14 protein-coding genes are annotated in these 14,017 nt (G+C 59.6%); 7 read left to right on the top strand and 7 right to left on the bottom strand.

All coding sequences use genetic code 11. From position 1 onward, the window contains the following. Nucleotides 1–167 precede the first annotated feature (167 nt). Nucleotides 168–1,598 (top strand): exodeoxyribonuclease I, encoded by a 1,431-nt coding sequence (sbcB, locus tag ACQ4LH_RS13900; RefSeq protein WP_430697693.1) that lies wholly within the window; start codon nt 168–170, stop codon nt 1,596–1,598. 103 nt (nt 1,599–1,701) lie between these two features. On the opposite strand, the gene mvaT is transcribed toward sbcB, so the two are convergent. After that, nucleotides 1,702–2,076 (bottom strand): histone-like nucleoid-structuring protein MvaT, encoded by a 375-nt coding sequence (gene mvaT / locus ACQ4LH_RS13895; protein WP_275960868.1) that lies wholly within the window; start codon nt 2,074–2,076, stop codon nt 1,702–1,704. A 301-nt stretch (nt 2,077–2,377) separates the two neighbouring features. Here mvaT and purU point away from each other — a divergent pair, with 301 nt between their 5' ends. Genes purU through ACQ4LH_RS13880 form a run of 3 tightly spaced genes read left to right on the top strand, consistent with a single transcriptional unit; the run spans nt 2,378 to nt 3,914 of the window. After that, nucleotides 2,378–3,229: a formyltetrahydrofolate deformylase gene (purU, locus tag ACQ4LH_RS13890; RefSeq protein WP_430697692.1), complete on the top strand. Its 852-nt coding sequence runs from the start codon at nt 2,378–2,380 to the stop codon at nt 3,227–3,229. 45 nt (nt 3,230–3,274) lie between these two features. Continuing rightward, nucleotides 3,275–3,700, top strand: a complete 426-nt coding sequence (locus ACQ4LH_RS13885) for a CBS domain-containing protein (RefSeq protein WP_160013327.1) — start codon at nt 3,275–3,277, stop codon at nt 3,698–3,700. Between the two features lie 28 nt (nt 3,701–3,728). Further along, entirely contained in the window at nt 3,729–3,914 is a 186-nt protein-coding gene (locus ACQ4LH_RS13880; protein WP_430697691.1) for a hypothetical protein, read from the top strand. 43 nt (nt 3,915–3,957) lie between these two features. On the opposite strand, the gene ACQ4LH_RS13875 is transcribed toward ACQ4LH_RS13880, so the two are convergent. Further along, entirely contained in the window at nt 3,958–5,835 is a 1,878-nt protein-coding gene (locus tag ACQ4LH_RS13875; RefSeq protein ID WP_430697690.1) for a methyl-accepting chemotaxis protein, read from the bottom strand. A gap of 129 nt (nt 5,836–5,964) precedes the next feature. Between ACQ4LH_RS13875 and ACQ4LH_RS13870 the strand changes: the two genes are divergently transcribed. Beyond that, nucleotides 5,965–7,464, top strand: coding sequence for a helicase HerA-like domain-containing protein (locus ACQ4LH_RS13870; protein WP_430697689.1), 1,500 nt, complete (start codon nt 5,965–5,967; stop codon nt 7,462–7,464). 56 nt (nt 7,465–7,520) lie between these two features. Here the strand turns inward: ACQ4LH_RS13870 and ACQ4LH_RS13865 are convergent, their stop codons facing one another. Together ACQ4LH_RS13865 and ACQ4LH_RS13860 are read right to left on the bottom strand one after the other, a co-directional pair. Beyond that, nucleotides 7,521–7,733 carry a hypothetical protein gene (locus ACQ4LH_RS13865; protein ID WP_304863260.1) on the bottom strand — a complete coding sequence of 71 codons (213 nt, stop codon included), beginning with the start codon at nt 7,731–7,733 and terminating at the stop codon, nt 7,521–7,523. A 242-nt stretch (nt 7,734–7,975) separates the two neighbouring features. Continuing rightward, nucleotides 7,976–8,731 (bottom strand): substrate-binding periplasmic protein, encoded by a 756-nt coding sequence (locus ACQ4LH_RS13860; RefSeq protein WP_430697688.1) that lies wholly within the window; start codon nt 8,729–8,731, stop codon nt 7,976–7,978. Nucleotides 8,732–9,080: 349 nt separating this feature from the next. Here ACQ4LH_RS13860 and ACQ4LH_RS13855 point away from each other — a divergent pair, with 349 nt between their 5' ends. Beyond that, nucleotides 9,081–9,371 (top strand): hypothetical protein, encoded by a 291-nt coding sequence (locus ACQ4LH_RS13855; RefSeq protein WP_430697687.1) that lies wholly within the window; start codon nt 9,081–9,083, stop codon nt 9,369–9,371. A gap of 15 nt (nt 9,372–9,386) precedes the next feature. Here the strand turns inward: ACQ4LH_RS13855 and ACQ4LH_RS13850 are convergent, their stop codons facing one another. Beyond that, the gene (locus ACQ4LH_RS13850) at nt 9,387–9,932 is read right to left on the bottom strand and encodes a tetratricopeptide repeat protein (protein WP_430697686.1); all 546 of its coding nucleotides are present in this window, start codon (nt 9,930–9,932) and stop codon (nt 9,387–9,389) included. 240 nt (nt 9,933–10,172) lie between these two features. Here ACQ4LH_RS13850 and ACQ4LH_RS13845 point away from each other — a divergent pair, with 240 nt between their 5' ends. After that, nucleotides 10,173–11,306 (top strand): M14 family metallopeptidase, encoded by a 1,134-nt coding sequence (locus ACQ4LH_RS13845; protein WP_430697685.1) that lies wholly within the window; start codon nt 10,173–10,175, stop codon nt 11,304–11,306. Nucleotides 11,307–11,365: 59 nt separating this feature from the next. On the opposite strand, the gene gcvT is transcribed toward ACQ4LH_RS13845, so the two are convergent. Together gcvT and ACQ4LH_RS13835 are read right to left on the bottom strand one after the other, a co-directional pair. After that, entirely contained in the window at nt 11,366–12,487 is a 1,122-nt protein-coding gene (gcvT, locus tag ACQ4LH_RS13840) for a glycine cleavage system aminomethyltransferase GcvT (protein WP_430697684.1), read from the bottom strand. 91 nt (nt 12,488–12,578) lie between these two features. Then, nucleotides 12,579–13,955 carry an L-serine ammonia-lyase gene (locus tag ACQ4LH_RS13835; RefSeq protein ID WP_430697683.1) on the bottom strand — a complete coding sequence of 459 codons (1,377 nt, stop codon included), beginning with the start codon at nt 13,953–13,955 and terminating at the stop codon, nt 12,579–12,581. Nucleotides 13,956–14,017 lie beyond the last annotated feature (62 nt).

Here is a 14,017-nt window from a genome sequence, read left to right as displayed (position 1 = left end):
CGTCCTTGTGCAGAGTGGTTATTCGAGCCTTTCACTTTAGTCGCCGCCAGTGCGCCCTACAAGGCGCTGACCCCACGCGGGGCGTGCGCTGGCGCAAGGTTCTGCGCTTGTCTGCGTGATGGCGGTGCGGTGGTAGACTGCCAGCGCCTCAGCATCAGGACATAACTGTGACTTCCAGCCTCTTTTGGTACGACTACGAAACCACTGGCATTGACCCGCGCCGCGACCGACCGCTGCAGGTCGCTGGGATTCGCACCGATGAAGACTTCAATGAAATCGGCGAACCGCTGAATATCTACTGCCAGCCCAGCGACGACATCCTGCCGCATCCGGCAGCTTGTCTGGTAACCGGGATTACCCCGAGCAAGCTGGCGCAGCATGGCCTGGAAGAAGCCGAATTTATGAGCCGTGTGCATGCCGAGCTGTCGCAGCCCGGCACCTGCGGGGTGGGCTACAACAGCCTGCGTTTCGATGATGAGGTGACGCGCTACAGCCTGTATCGCAACTTCTTCGATCCCTATGCCCGTGAATGGCAGGGCGGCAATAGCCGCTGGGATCTGATCGATCTGGTGCGTACGGCCTATGCATTGCGCCCGGAAGGCATCGTCTGGCCGGAAGAAGAGGGGCGTGTGACGCTCAAGTTGGAGCGCCTGACCGCTGCCAACGGTATTGAGCACGGCCAGGCCCACGACGCGCTGTCCGATGTGCGGGCAACCATCGCCCTGGCGCGCTTGCTGCGCAGCAAGCAGCGCAAACTCTACGACTATCTGTATCAACTGCGCAGCAAACAACGGGTGCAGGATCAAATACGCCTGTTGCAGCCGTTGGTGCATATCTCCGGTCGTTATGCCGGTGCGCGGCATTACCTGGCGGTGGTTTTGCCGTTGGCTTGGCATCCGCGCAACCGCAATGCGTTGATCGTCTGTGACCTGCAGGCCGATATCTCGCCGCTGCTCAATGAGTCGGCAGAGACATTGCGCACACGACTGTACACCCGTCGCGATCAACTGGCCGAGGGTGAGTTGCCGGTGCCGCTGAAGTTGCTGCATATCAATCGCTGCCCGGTTGTTGCGCCGATGAGTGTATTGCGCGCCGAAGATATTCAGCGTCTGCAACTCGATGTGCCGGCCTATCAGGCGCAGGCCGAACAGTTACGCAGTAATCCGGGGCTGTGGCAGGACAAACTTGCCCAGGTGTATGCCGAGGAGCAGTTCGCTGCCAATCAAGATCCAGAGCAGCAGCTATACGATGGATTTATTGGCGACCGTGATCGCCGTTTGTGCGAGCAGGTACGGCGTGCCGAACCGCAGCGTTTATCGGAATCAGTTTGGCCATTTGATGATGGGCGTTTGCCGGAGCTGTTGTTTCGTTACCGGGCGCGCAACTTTGCTGCGACCTTGAATGCTGAAGAGCAGCAACGCTGGTGGACATTCTGCCAACAGCGGCTGAGCCAGCCCGAATATGGTGCGCCGAACACGCTCGAACAATTTAGCCAGGCACTTGCCGCTGTACTTCCAGATGTTGGTGCTGAGCCGCGGGCTGTCTTGCTTGAGTGGCGTGATTATGCAGAGCAGTTGCGCCAGCGCTATGCCCTGTAATCCATAAGGGTAAATGCGGGTTGCTCTGTTGAAATAGCACCCATAAAAAACGCCAGCATCGCTGGCGTTTTTTATTTAGAGCTGTGTCGCTTGTGCGGCAGGCTTAACCCAACAGGGTTGCCCAGCCTTCAACGACGTCACCGCCCCACTTGGCTTTCCACTCTTTCAGAGTTTTGTGGTTGCCGCCTTTGGTTTCGATAACTTCGCCGGTGTTCGGGTTTTTGTACTGCTTAACTTTGCGCGCGCGCTTGGTGCCGGTGGTTTTGGTAGCGCGGGTTGCTTTGCTGCCTTTTGCATCCGGATCCAGCATGGCAATGATGTCACGCAGCGACTTCTGGTATTCACCCATCAGTGCGCGCAGTTTGCCTTCGAATTCCAATTCTTTTTTCAGCTTGTCGTCTTGCGACAGATTCTTCAGGCGATCTTGCAGCTCTTTGATGGCTTCTTCGGTGGCGCGGTATTCGTTGATCAACGACATGTTGGGGTACCTGTATTAGGAATTGGCGACTAAGTGATAGCAATAGTAGTCAGGCACTTTTCACAAGTAAACCGCTTTGTCGGTATTTTTTATGAATTGTATTGTTAAGTAACTTGTTGAGTGCTTTGCCGGTTGTACATGCTTAGTTATTCTCCAGTTATTGCGGCGGTGTTTGCGCTATTTGTCTGGTTGCAACTGTTCGATCTTGCGCTATTGCTGCGTTGGCAAGGCTGTTTGAGTACTGCAGTTTTTCCCGGCTGTGACTAGAATGGCCGACTTTATCTGAGTGCTGGAGCAGTTGATGCGTACTTTTCGATTGGTCATTGCCTGTCCGGACCGGGTCGGGATTGTGGCCAAGGTCAGTAACTTTCTGGCCACCTATAACGGCTGGATTACCGAGGCGAGCCATCACTCGGATAACCAGAGTGGTTGGTTCTTTATGCGTCACGAGATTCGCGCCGACTCGCTGCCATTTGATCTGGATGGTTTCCGTCAGGCTTTTGCGCCGATTGCCCGTGAGTTCTCCATGGAGTGGCGGGTTACCGATTCTGCGGTGAAGAAGCGCGTGGTGCTGATGGCCAGTCGCGAATCGCACTGCTTGGCCGATTTGCTGCACCGCTGGCACAGCGACGAACTGGATTGCGATATCCCCTGCGTGATTTCCAACCATGACGACCTGCGCAGCATGGTCGAGTGGCACGCTATTCCGTACTTCCATGTGCCGGTTAATCCTCAGGATAAACAGCCGGCATTTGATGAAGTATCGCGCCTGGTTAAAGCCCATGCGGCTGACGTGATTGTGTTGGCGCGTTATATGCAGATTCTACCGGCGCCACTCTGCGCCGAGTTTTCTCAGCGCGTCATCAATATTCACCACAGCTTTCTGCCATCGTTTGTTGGAGCCAAGCCGTATCACCAGGCGTCATTGCGTGGGGTCAAGCTGATTGGTGCGACCTCGCACTATGTCACCGAGGAGCTGGACGCCGGGCCGATCATCGAGCAGGACGTAGTGCGCGTCAGCCACCGTGACAGCATTGAAGAGATGGTGCGCCTGGGTAAGGATGTGGAGAAGATGGTGCTGTCGCGTGGTCTACGCTATCACTTAGAGGACCGAGTGCTGGTGCACGATAACAAGACAGTGGTGTTCGACTGAGGTGCATGTTGCGGTTCGGTTCAGTACAGAAAGAGGGATTTACTGATGCTCAAGTCAATCAAAGTACGTGATTACATGACCCGCAATCTGGTGACTTTCCGTCCTGAAATGAACCTGTTCACCGCCATCAATCGTTTGCTTGAACACCGTATTTCCGGCGCGCCGGTGGTCGATGGGCAAGGGCATCTGGTGGGCTTGTTATCGGAAGGTGATTGTTTGCGTGGCATCCTCTCCGGCGCTTATTACGAGTCGGCGGGTGGTGATGTCAGCGCCTATATGACCACCGAGGTGGAAGTGATTTCACCTGAGGCGGACATTATCGAAATCTCCGAGCGTTTTCTGCGTGGTCGGCGTCGGCGTTTGCCGGTGGTCGAAGAAGGCCGTTTGATCGGGCAGGTCAGCCGCAGCGATGTGCTGCGTGCGGTCAAGGAGTTCGCCCAGCATGACGAAGGTCACCTGGCGCTTAACTGAAAGCCGAGCGTTGCGTGCTGGAGGTGTTATGACTGATCCGCTTGCGCGTGGAACATCCAGCGCGCCACCTGTGCTCGGGGAAGGCTGTACGCAGCGCTATGACCCACAGGCGTTGACCCCCGAGGACGGTACCGAATTTGCCGATGCCGCCGAGCTATGGCGGCAATTGCAGCAGGACGAACAACTGCCAGCGAACAGCGAAAAGCAGAAATAAAAACGGGGCGCTCAGTGAGCGCCCCGTTTGTTTGTCGCATTTGTTAAATGCGGAAGCTGTCGACCAGTTGCTTGAGGCGGCTGGCCTGTTGCTCCAGATCACCGCAGGCGCGCAGGGTGGCATTGAGGTTTTCCACGCCTTCCTGGTTAAGGGTGTTGATTTCGGTGATGTCGACGTTGAGCGATTCGATTACCGAAGTTTGCTCTTCGGTGGCGGTGGCCACTGACTGGTTCATGCCATCGATCTCGCCGATACGCTCGGTCACGCTGCTCAGGCGCGCGCCGGCCTGGTTGGCGATCTCCACGCTCTCTTCGCTGTAACGCTGGCTTTCGGTCATGGTGGTGACCGATTCGCGGGAGCCGACTTGCAGCTCCTCGATCATCTTCTCGATCTCCTGCGCCGATTCCTGGGTGCGATGGGCCAAGTTGCGGACTTCATCGGCTACCACGGCGAAGCCACGGCCGGCTTCACCGGCGCGTGCTGCCTCGATTGCGGCGTTGAGCGCCAGCAGGTTGGTTTGCTGGGAGATGCTTTTGATCACCTCAAGAATCTGCCCGATGTTCACCGTCTTGCTGTTGAGGGTTTCGATATTGCTGCAGGACGCGCTGATCTTGCCGGACAGCTCATTCATCGCCAGGATGGTTTTTTCCACCACCTGGCGGCCGTCTTCAGCCAGATGACGCGCATCGGAGGCCTGATTCGAAGCGTCGGCAGCATTGCGGGCGATCTCCTGAGCGGCGGCGCCCAGTTCGTTGATCGCCGCAGCCACGCTGTTGGTACGGCTGGCTTGTTCGTCCGAGTTGATCATCGACGAGTTGGAGGCGCCGACCACCAGTTTCGCCACTTCATTAACCTGGCTGGTGGCGGATGACACTTCGCGGATTGAACTGTGGATACGTTCGACGAACTGGTTGAATGCCCTGGCCAGGCGGCCGAACTCGTCGTTGGATTGAATGCTCAGGCGCTTGGTCAGGTCGCCCTCGCCCTGAGCGATATCCTCCATGGCTTTGCCCATGACGTTCAGTGGTTGCATCAACACGCTGATCAGCATGCTCAGCAGCAGCATGATCAGCACCACGGCGATGATGGTGGCGATGATGGCCGAGGCACGGAACTCGCTGAGCATCGAATAGGCCTTGGTCTTGTCGATGGACAGGCCAACATGCCAGTTCACCGAAGGCAGGCCTTTGACCGGGGCGAAGGTGAGGATGCGTTCTTCGCCATTGAGCTCGGTTTCGCTGAACTCGCCGCTGATGCGTGGGGTGTTTTGCGGATAGACCTCGCTGAGGTTTTTCATCACCAGGGACTTGTCCGGGTGCACCAGGATCTTGCCGTCAGCGCTGATCAGAAAGGCATAACCCATGCCGGCAAAGTCCAGCGAGTTGATGATTTCGACCAGGGTATTGAGGCTCAGGTCGCCGCCGACCACCCCGGCCGCTTTAGCGGGCGTGGCGATGGTAATGATCAGCGCACTGGTGGCGGCGTCGACATAGGGCTCAGTCAGGGTGCTACCGCCTGCGGCCATGGCGTCCTTGTACCAGGGGCGCTCGCGTGGGTCGTAACCATCAGGCATGTCCTCGTCCGGGCGCATGGTGAAACTGCCATCGGCGCTGCCCAGGTAGGTAAAGGCAAAGGTAGAGGCCAGTACCTTCTGTTCCAGCAGGCCAGTCAGGGCTTCGCCGGAGGAATCACGGGCGACCGATTGAGCAACGTTTTCCACCAGCAGGATGCGCCCCGACAGCCAGTTGGAAATGTTGCTGGCGGTGACATTGCCCATTTCGTGCAGATAGCTTTCCAGATCATCGCGGATGGCGTTGCGTTGCAGGTAATCGTTGTACAGGGTGAACAGCGAGAATGCGGCGATCACCACCAACGAGGCGGCGAGCAGAATCTTGTGGCTGAACTTCAGGTTGTTGGTCATGGCTTCTTGCGTCCGGTAAGTTCTGGCATCAGTCTTGAGCTGATGTAAGGCAATGGCACCGCCGACGGTGCGGCGATGCTGACTATGTCGGCCTAGTAGCAGTAAAGCTTTAACCAAGGAGATGGCAAGATGGCGCAAACCGATCAGTTTGTTGTAGGGGCCGATCTTGAGGGGCTGCCGGCGGGGCAGGCGTTGCGCCTGGCCAACCGTCACGGGCTGATTGCCGGCGCGACTGGCACAGGCAAAACGGTGACCCTGCAGCGCTTGATCGAGACCTTCAGCGATGCCGGCGTGGCGGTGTTTGCCGCTGATGTGAAGGGTGATCTCTGCGGTCTGGGTGCTGCCGGTGCACCGCAAGGCAAGGTGGCCGAACGGATCGCCAGCATGCCCTGGCTCAACCATCAGCCGATGGCCTACCCGGTAACCCTGTGGGATGTGCATGGCCAGAGTGGCCATCCGCTGCGCACCACGCTGAGTGAAATGGGGCCTTTGCTGTTGGGCGCGCTGCTGGAACTGACTGACAGCCAGCAGGCCGCGCTCTATGCCGCGTTCAAGGTGGCGGACCGTGAAGGCCTGCTGCTGCTCGATCTGAAAGACCTCAAGGCGCTGTTGGCGCACCTCAAAAACCACCCCGAAGTGCTGGGCGAAGACAGCGCGTTGTTTACCAACACGTCATCGCAAGCCCTGCTGCGCAAATTGGCGGGCCTGGAACAGCAGGGCGCCGATGCGTTGTTTGGCGAGCCGGCTCTGCAACTGGAAGACATTCTGCATCCGGATCGCGATGGCCGCGGGCGCATTCACCTGCTCGATGCCAGCCGCCTGGTGCATGAGGCACCGAAGGTCTACGCGACCTTCCTGCTTTGGCTGCTGGCCGAACTGTTCGAGCAGCTGCCGGAGCGCGGGGATGCGGACAAGCCGCTGCTGGCGCTGTTCTTTGATGAGGCGCACTTGTTGTTTGCCGATACCCCGAAGGCCTTGCAGGAGCGCTTGGAGCAGGTGGTGCGACTGATCCGCTCAAAAGGCGTGGGGGTGTATTTCGTCACCCAGTCGCCAGGCGACTTGCCGGACGATGTGCTGGCGCAGCTTGGCCTGCGTATTCAGCACGGTTTGCGCGCTTTTACCGCCAAAGAGCAGAAGTCACTGCGTGCGGTGGCTGATGGCTTCCGACCGAATCCGGCTATCGACACGTTGACGGTACTCACCGAGCTGGGTATCGGTGAAGCACTGGTAGGCACGCTGGAGGCCAAAGGTACGCCGGCTATGGTCCAGCGGGTGGCGGTGGCTCCGCCGCAGTCGCGTATCGGGCCGCTGAGTGAAGCAGAGCGTGCCGCTTTGATTCAGCAGTCACCGTTGCGTGGCCGCTACGACAAGCCAATTGATCGTGAGTCTGCCTACGAATTGCTGACCGCCCGCGCTGAGCAGGCCGCGCAACAGGCAGAGCAAAGCAAACCGAGCGCTGCCGGCAAGAAGGCCGAGGCAGGCGGCGGTATTGGCAGCGCAGCGGGTGAGTTGCTCGGCGGATTGGCCAGCCAGGTGATGAAAACAGCCATGCGCCAGGCAGCCAATCAGATCGGCCGGCAACTGGTGCGCGGTCTGTTGGGTTCGCTGATGGGTGGCAAGAAGCGTTGAGCCAGTGGCCATCCCGAGCAGGGATGGCCATGTGTCTGGCATCAGGGCGGCGGGCGTCAGCCAGAGGCCTCGTCTGCCTTGGTTTGCAGTTCTTTTTCGATTTTTACCAGCTCTTTTTCAAACGCTTGGTCGAGAAGGTTAGCCTTCTTGCGCCATGGCTTGCGCTCGGGGTCCGGTTGAGCGGCGTAGGTAATGACTTCCCCGCCGTATACATCCTTGTAACGCTGCGCCTGGCGCTCGAGTTCGGCGCGCAGTTCGTCTTTCGTCACGTAGTTACCCATGGTCTTGAACAGAATATTGGCTGGATGCCAGGTATATGGCCTGGGCACCTGAGACGGCCAAACAGTTTTAGCCTGCGCATTTATAAACGCTGCGAATAGTTTCAGAGACTATTGGCGTCGCTGGTTTGCCCTCTAACTGAGGAATACCTGAATCAGTTGTCAGGTTTGTTAAAGGGCTATTTGGCTGCGCCCGGCAATTATGGCGAAGCCAAGTTAAATGTCCAGCCTGCTTAGTTGACCGGTTGTAGACCATAGCGCTGCAGGATGGTTGCAAGCTGGCCGTTATTACGCAGTGTGTTCAGCCCGCGATTGAATGCCTGAAACTGCGCCGGGGTGACTTTCTTGCGGGAAAATCCAATGCCATATGAAATTGACGCCAAATGGCCGGCGTGACGCAGCGCGTACAAATATTCATGTTCGATCAGGTGGCGAGCAACATCGCGGTTAAGCACCACTACGCCTTGTTCGCCAAAACGCCCGGCATTGAGCATCAATAATAGGCGATGGTTATTGGTCACCATTTTGACCTCAACGTTTGGGGTGTTCTTCAGGCTTTCCTGCAGCACGAACGAGGTGCCGGATGGGCCATACACACCGACCAGGCGGCCGCGCAAATCGTCTGGCTGGCTGTAGTGGAAGTTGCTGCTGCGTAGGGTGTAGAAGTCGTAGCCGGAGGTCACCAGCATGGGGGTAATAAAAAATGCCTGTTGCCGTGCGGGTGATTGAATAACGGTAAAAATCCCATCCACTTCGCCATCCTCAGCTTGCTGCAGCGCGCGCCGCCAAGGCAGTACTTCAATTTGGCAGCGCCACTGCAAGATCAGGCAGGTGGCGTCGACTATTTCCGGTAGGGCGCCGCTGGCAATTGCTCCGCGTGAATAACTGAAGGGTGGAAATTCTTCAGTCACAAAGTGCAGCTCTTCAGCCAGCGAAGTGCTAACCCAGAGCAAACTCGCCAATGCGCACAATGCATTGCGTATCAACACGACATAATCCTTTAGTTGCGATGAATGCTTGCAGACGCTGCATTAACTGGAGTGCGCATAGTGGTTGGTATTAATAGCCCTGTGTAAGCGTATTTGCCTAGTGCCTGTTTGCGCCTACCGGAGTGTGTGATGGGTTTTGCTGACAACACCTTGCTATTACAATGTCGCGCCGGACTGCTCGGTAACACCTTGCAAACTCTATGCAATTGAGGAAACACCCGCGCCTCCCTACATTTGCGCACGCACCGCTGAGCCTCGCCTGGTGGTTAATCAGTCAGGTGATCAATCAACGCGGCGGCCATTGGGTCGCGGCACAACAGGCCGGTAGCGGCTGTGTATGGAGAATGTGATGCGTAATGCGATGCAAATGGCTGTGCTGGGTCTGGTACTGATCGGCCTGGTCGGTTGCGAGGCGGCCGAGCAATCGGCGCAGAAGCTCGCCGAGAAAGCCGAGCAGGCGGTTGTGGATGTCGCCCGTGAGGCGGTCGATGAGACCGTGAAAGAGCTCAACAAGCAGGTGGACGAAGTGCAGCAGTCGACCAATGAATGGCTGGGCAAGCCCGTTGAAGAGGCTGAGCCACAACAACCCGAGCAGCCGCAGGCTGAGCCGGATAGCCAGGCTGCGACCAAATCCATCTAGACTTGAGTCGAGGTTTCAGGGCATTTCCTGTAGCGCTGTGCAGCTGGCGCTGTAGTTCTGCTGGCAGGCGCTGGTGAACAGGCGTCGGGCCTGGTTGGCGTCCAGCGGCACGCCTTGTTCGCCGCGCAGGTAGAGGTTGCCGAGGATGTGCTGGGCCATCGGGTTGCCGCCGGCCGCGGACTGATTGAGGTACTTGAGCATCTGTTGTGGGTTGTTGAAGTCCGGGTTGTCGCGGCCGGTATACAGGTAGGCCAGGCTGACGGCGGCCATGGCGTGGCCCTTGTCGGCGGCGAGTTTCCACCAGTACTCGGCTTGCTTGAGGTCCTTGTTCGGCTTGCCGACGAAGTACAGGCTGCCGAGCTGGAACTGGCTGTCGAGGTCGCCGCGGTTGGCCTGGCTGCGCAGGTTGGCCTCGGCGGCGCTGTTTTCGCGGGGCGCATCGGCTTGCTGGGTGGGCTGTTCGCTCTGGCTTTGTTCCGGCTGGCTGGCACAGCCGCCCAGCAGCAGGCCTGCGCAGAGCAGTAACAACAGTGGGCGGTGGCGTAGTGGCGCAATATTCATGCGGATTGCTGCTCCCTTGAGTTGGCGTTGAGCGGTAAGTCGAACCTGTGGCACGTACACACAAGACTACAGGCATGCTGGCAAGTTGCGCGGCGCTCGAGCTGCCGGCTGCGTTGATCGTCCCTCGCAGGTTGCAGAATCCATATCAGTTTGTCGCCTGCAGCGTTTCGCCCGCGCGCCAGAGCTGCGATTCTTGCTCACCTTCGCGTCTCTCCATGCATCCAGGCCTTCGAGGTACCCATGCAGATCAGCTCCAACTTCGACAGCGGCAATATCGAGGTCATCGACGCCAGTAACCCGCAGCAGGTGCAGCTGGCGATTCGTCCGGATCTCAACAGTGGGCATTTCCAGTGGTTCCATTTCAAGGTCGAAGGCTTGCAGCCTGGACAGCGCTACGGCTTCAGCCTGGGCAATGCCGGGCAGTCGTCTTACAAGAATGCCTGGAGCGGTTACCACGCCGTGGCCTCCTACGATCAGCGCGACTGGTTTCGGGTGCCCAGCCGCTTTGAAGAGGGCGCGCTGAAGTTCGACATCGAGCCGCAGCATGGGCAGATCTGGTTCGCCTATTTCGAGCCCTACAGCCGCGAGCGCCATAGCCAGTTGATCGAGGATGCGCAGCGTTTGGCTGGCGCCGAGCTGTTTGCCACGGGTAAGAGCATCGAGGGCCGGCCGATCGAGTTGCTGCGCATCAGTCGCAACCCGCAGGCGCAGCGCAAGATCTGGCTGATCGCCCAGCAGCATCCCGGCGAGCATATGGCCGAGTGGTTTATGCAGGGGCTGCTGGAGCGTCTGCAGCGGCGCGATGATGCCGAGCTGAATGCCCTGCTGGAGCAGGCCGATCTGTACCTGGTGCCGAACATGAACCCGGACGGTGCCTTCCGTGGCCATCTGCGCACCAACGTCGCCGGCCGTGACCTTAACCGCGCCTGGCAGTCGGCCAGCGAAGCGGATAGCCCTGAGGTGTATTTCGTCCAGCAGCAGATGCGCGCGGTGGGCGTCGATCTGTTTCTGGATATCCATGGCGACGAGGAAATCCCTCATGTGTTCACCGCCGGCTGTGAAGGCAATCCGGGTTACAGCCCGCGCCTTGAGCGTTTGGAAAATCGGTTCCGCCAGTTGCTGATCGATAACGGCGCCGAGTTTCAGACCACCTTCGGCTACCCGCGTGACGAGCCGGGCCAGGCCAACACCACCCTGGCCTGCAACGCGGTGGGCATGGAGTTCGATTGCCTGGCCTTCACCATCGAGATGCCGTTCAAGGACCACGACGACCGCCCCAATCCGCACACCGGCTGGAATGGCGAGCGTTCGATGCAACTGGGCAAGGATGTGCTCAGCGTTGCAGCCGCCATGGTCGGGCAGCTGCGCGAATAACAGAGCGCTGGCGGGCAGGGGTGCTTGTCCTGCCCACCAGGTTTGTCGCTAAGGTCGCTTTAGCCGCGGAAGTAACGTTGCGGCACAAACGGGGTCTTGGCCACTTTCATCGCCACGCGCTTGCCGCGCACCATGGCCCATACCTCGGTATCCACGGCGATATGGCTGTTCTGCACATAGCCCATGGCCACTGGTGCAGCCAGGGTCGGGCCGAAGCCGCCGCTGCATACAGTGCCAATCACAGTGCCGTCGGCATCGACGATTTCCGCGCCTTCACGTACCGGCACACGTTCCTGTGGCAGCAGGCCGACGCGCTTGCTGGCAACGCCTTGCTGTTGCTGGGCGAAGATCCGCTCGGCACCGGGGAAGCCGCCGGCACGTGCGCCATCGGCGCGGCGGGGCTTGGACATGGCCCACAGCAGGCTGGCCTCGATTGGTGTGGTGCTGGTGCTCATGTCGTGGCCATACAGGCACAGACCTGCTTCCAGGCGCAGCGAGTCGCGCGCGCCGAGGCCGATGGCGGCCACTTCCGGTTCGGCCAGCAGGCTGCGCGCCAGGGTTTCGGCGTGGGCGGCCGGCACCGAGATTTCGAAGCCGTCTTCACCGGTGTAGCCGGAGCGGCTGACGTAGCAGTCGACACCTAGCAGACGTACGGGGGCGAATTGCATAAAGGTCATCTTGGCTACTTCGGGTGCCAGGCGCGCCAGTACGTCGACGGCTTTCGGGCCTTGCAGGGCGAGCAGGGCGCGGTCGAAACAGGCTTCGATCTGGCACTGGCTGGAGATCTGCAGTTGCAGGTGCATCAAGTCCTTGTGCTTGCAGGCCGCGTTGACCACCAGAAACAGGGTGTCGTTGCCCAGGTTGGCGACCATCAGGTCGTCGAGGATGCCGCCATGATCATCGGTGAACATGGCGTAACGCTGCATGCCCACGGGCAAGTCGATGATATCCACCGGCACCAGGCGCTCCAGGGCCTGCGCCGCCTGCGGGCCGCGCAGAATGATCTGCCCCATATGCGACACGTCGAACAAGCCGGCGGCTTCGCGGGTGTGCAGGTGTTCCTTCATCACCCCGAGCGGGTACTGCACCGGCATGTCGTAGCCGGCGAACGGCACCATGCGCGCGCCCAGTTCGAGATGCAGGGCATGTAGCGGGGTTTTCGCCAGGGTTTCAGTGGTCATGCGGTTCTCCATGTCGGTAAAGGTTGTTTATGTAGGCGCGAGCTAAAAGCCTCGCGAGTAGCTCGCGCCACAGGTTGTATGGGGTGCCGTGTCAGCACTCGACAATATTCACGGCCAAGCCGCCGCGGGCGGTTTCCTTGTACTTGTTGTTCATATCGGCACCGGTCTGGCGCATGGTGCGGATCACTTTATCCAGCGAAACGAAGTGCTGGCCGTCGCCGCGCAGGGCCATGCGTGCGGCGTTGATCGCCTTGACCGAGCCCATGGCGTTGCGTTCGATGCAGGGTACCTGCACCAGGCCGCCGATCGGGTCGCAGGTCAGGCCGAGGTTGTGTTCCATACCGATCTCGGCGGCGTTTTCCACCTGATTGACGCTGCCGCCGAGCACTTCGCACAAGGCGCCTGCGGCCATCGAACAGGCCACGCCGACCTCGCCCTGGCAGCCGACTTCGGCACCGGAGATCGAGGCGTTTTCTTTATAGAGGATGCCGATGGCGGCGGCGGTGAGCAGAAAGCGCACCACGCCGTCGTCGTTGGAGCTGGGGATAAAGCGGCTGTAGTAATGCAGCACCGCCGGCACGATACCGGCCGCGCCATTGGTGGGCGCAGTGACCACGCGGCCGCCGCTGGCGTTTTCCTCGTTCACCGCGAGGGCGTAGAGGTTGACCCAGTCGAGCACGCTCAAGGCGTCGCGCAGGCTGGCTTCCGGGTGTTTGCACAGCTGGCGGTGCAACGCGGCGGCGCGGCGTTTGACCTTGAGGCCGCCGGGCATGATGCCTTCATTGCGGCAACCGGCTTCGACGCAATCCTGCATCACCTGCCAGATATGCAGCAGCCGCGCGCGGGTTTCGGCTTCCGGTCGCCAGGCGGCTTCGTTGGCCAGCATCACCTGGCTGATCGACAGGTTGTGTTCGGCGCAGTGCGCCAACAGCTGTTTGCCGGTGGTAAAGGGGTATTGCAGCACGGTGCTGTCTTCGACGATGCGGTCGGCGCCGGCTGCTTGTTCATCGACCACAAAACCGCCACCCACCGAGTAGTACTCGCGCGAACGGATCTGCAAGCCGGCGGCGTCGAAGGCGCGAAAGATCATGCCGTTGGGGTGAAAGGGCAGCGGCTTGCGGATCATCGCCAGGTGCTGCTTTTCGACAAAACGGATGGGTTTTTCGCCGAGTAGATTGAGTTCACCGCTGCTGCGAATCGCCGCCAGACGGGCCTCGACGGTGTTGGTGTCGACGCTGTCCGGCTGTTCACCTTCCAGGCCGAGCAGCACGGCTTTATCGCTGCCATGGCCCTTGCCGGTGGCGCCGAGGGAGCCGTACAGCTCGACCTTGATGCTGTCGGTGGTGGCCAAAAGATCATCGCGGCGCAGGCCTTCGGCAAAGCGCAGGGCGGCCAGCATTGGGCCGACGGTGTGCGAGCTGGAAGGGCCGATGCCGATCTTGAAAAGGTCAAAAACGCTTAGTGACATGCTTGCTCCGACTGCGTGTTTTGCTGCCGCCCTTGTGGGGCGGCGATGATGCGGCGCGCTGG

The organism is Pseudomonas peli, assembly GCF_050563605.1.
Classification (GTDB): Bacteria; Pseudomonadota; Gammaproteobacteria; order Pseudomonadales; family Pseudomonadaceae; genus Aquipseudomonas; species Aquipseudomonas peli_A.
The sequence above is the reverse complement of the archived record's forward strand: the minus strand, read 5'-3'. Positions and strand labels throughout refer to the sequence as shown.

Coding starts and splice junctions, on each gene's coding strand:
- mvaT (WP_275960868.1), bottom strand. CDS start 2,076: ATGTCGTTGATCAACGAATACCGCGCCACCGAAGAAGCCATCAAAGAG.
- purU (WP_430697692.1), top strand. CDS start 2,378: ATGCGTACTTTTCGATTGGTCATTGCCTGTCCGGACCGGGTCGGGATT.
- ACQ4LH_RS13885 (WP_160013327.1), top strand. CDS start 3,275: ATGCTCAAGTCAATCAAAGTACGTGATTACATGACCCGCAATCTGGTG.
- ACQ4LH_RS13880 (WP_430697691.1), top strand. CDS start 3,729: ATGACTGATCCGCTTGCGCGTGGAACATCCAGCGCGCCACCTGTGCTC.
- ACQ4LH_RS13875 (WP_430697690.1), bottom strand. CDS start 5,835: ATGACCAACAACCTGAAGTTCAGCCACAAGATTCTGCTCGCCGCCTCG.
- ACQ4LH_RS13870 (WP_430697689.1), top strand. CDS start 5,965: ATGGCGCAAACCGATCAGTTTGTTGTAGGGGCCGATCTTGAGGGGCTG.
- ACQ4LH_RS13855 (WP_430697687.1), top strand. CDS start 9,081: ATGCGTAATGCGATGCAAATGGCTGTGCTGGGTCTGGTACTGATCGGC.
- ACQ4LH_RS13850 (WP_430697686.1), bottom strand. CDS start 9,932: ATGAATATTGCGCCACTACGCCACCGCCCACTGTTGTTACTGCTCTGC.
- ACQ4LH_RS13845 (WP_430697685.1), top strand. CDS start 10,173: ATGCAGATCAGCTCCAACTTCGACAGCGGCAATATCGAGGTCATCGAC.
- gcvT (WP_430697684.1), bottom strand. CDS start 12,487: ATGACCACTGAAACCCTGGCGAAAACCCCGCTACATGCCCTGCATCTC.
- ACQ4LH_RS13835 (WP_430697683.1), bottom strand. CDS start 13,955: ATGTCACTAAGCGTTTTTGACCTTTTCAAGATCGGCATCGGCCCTTCC.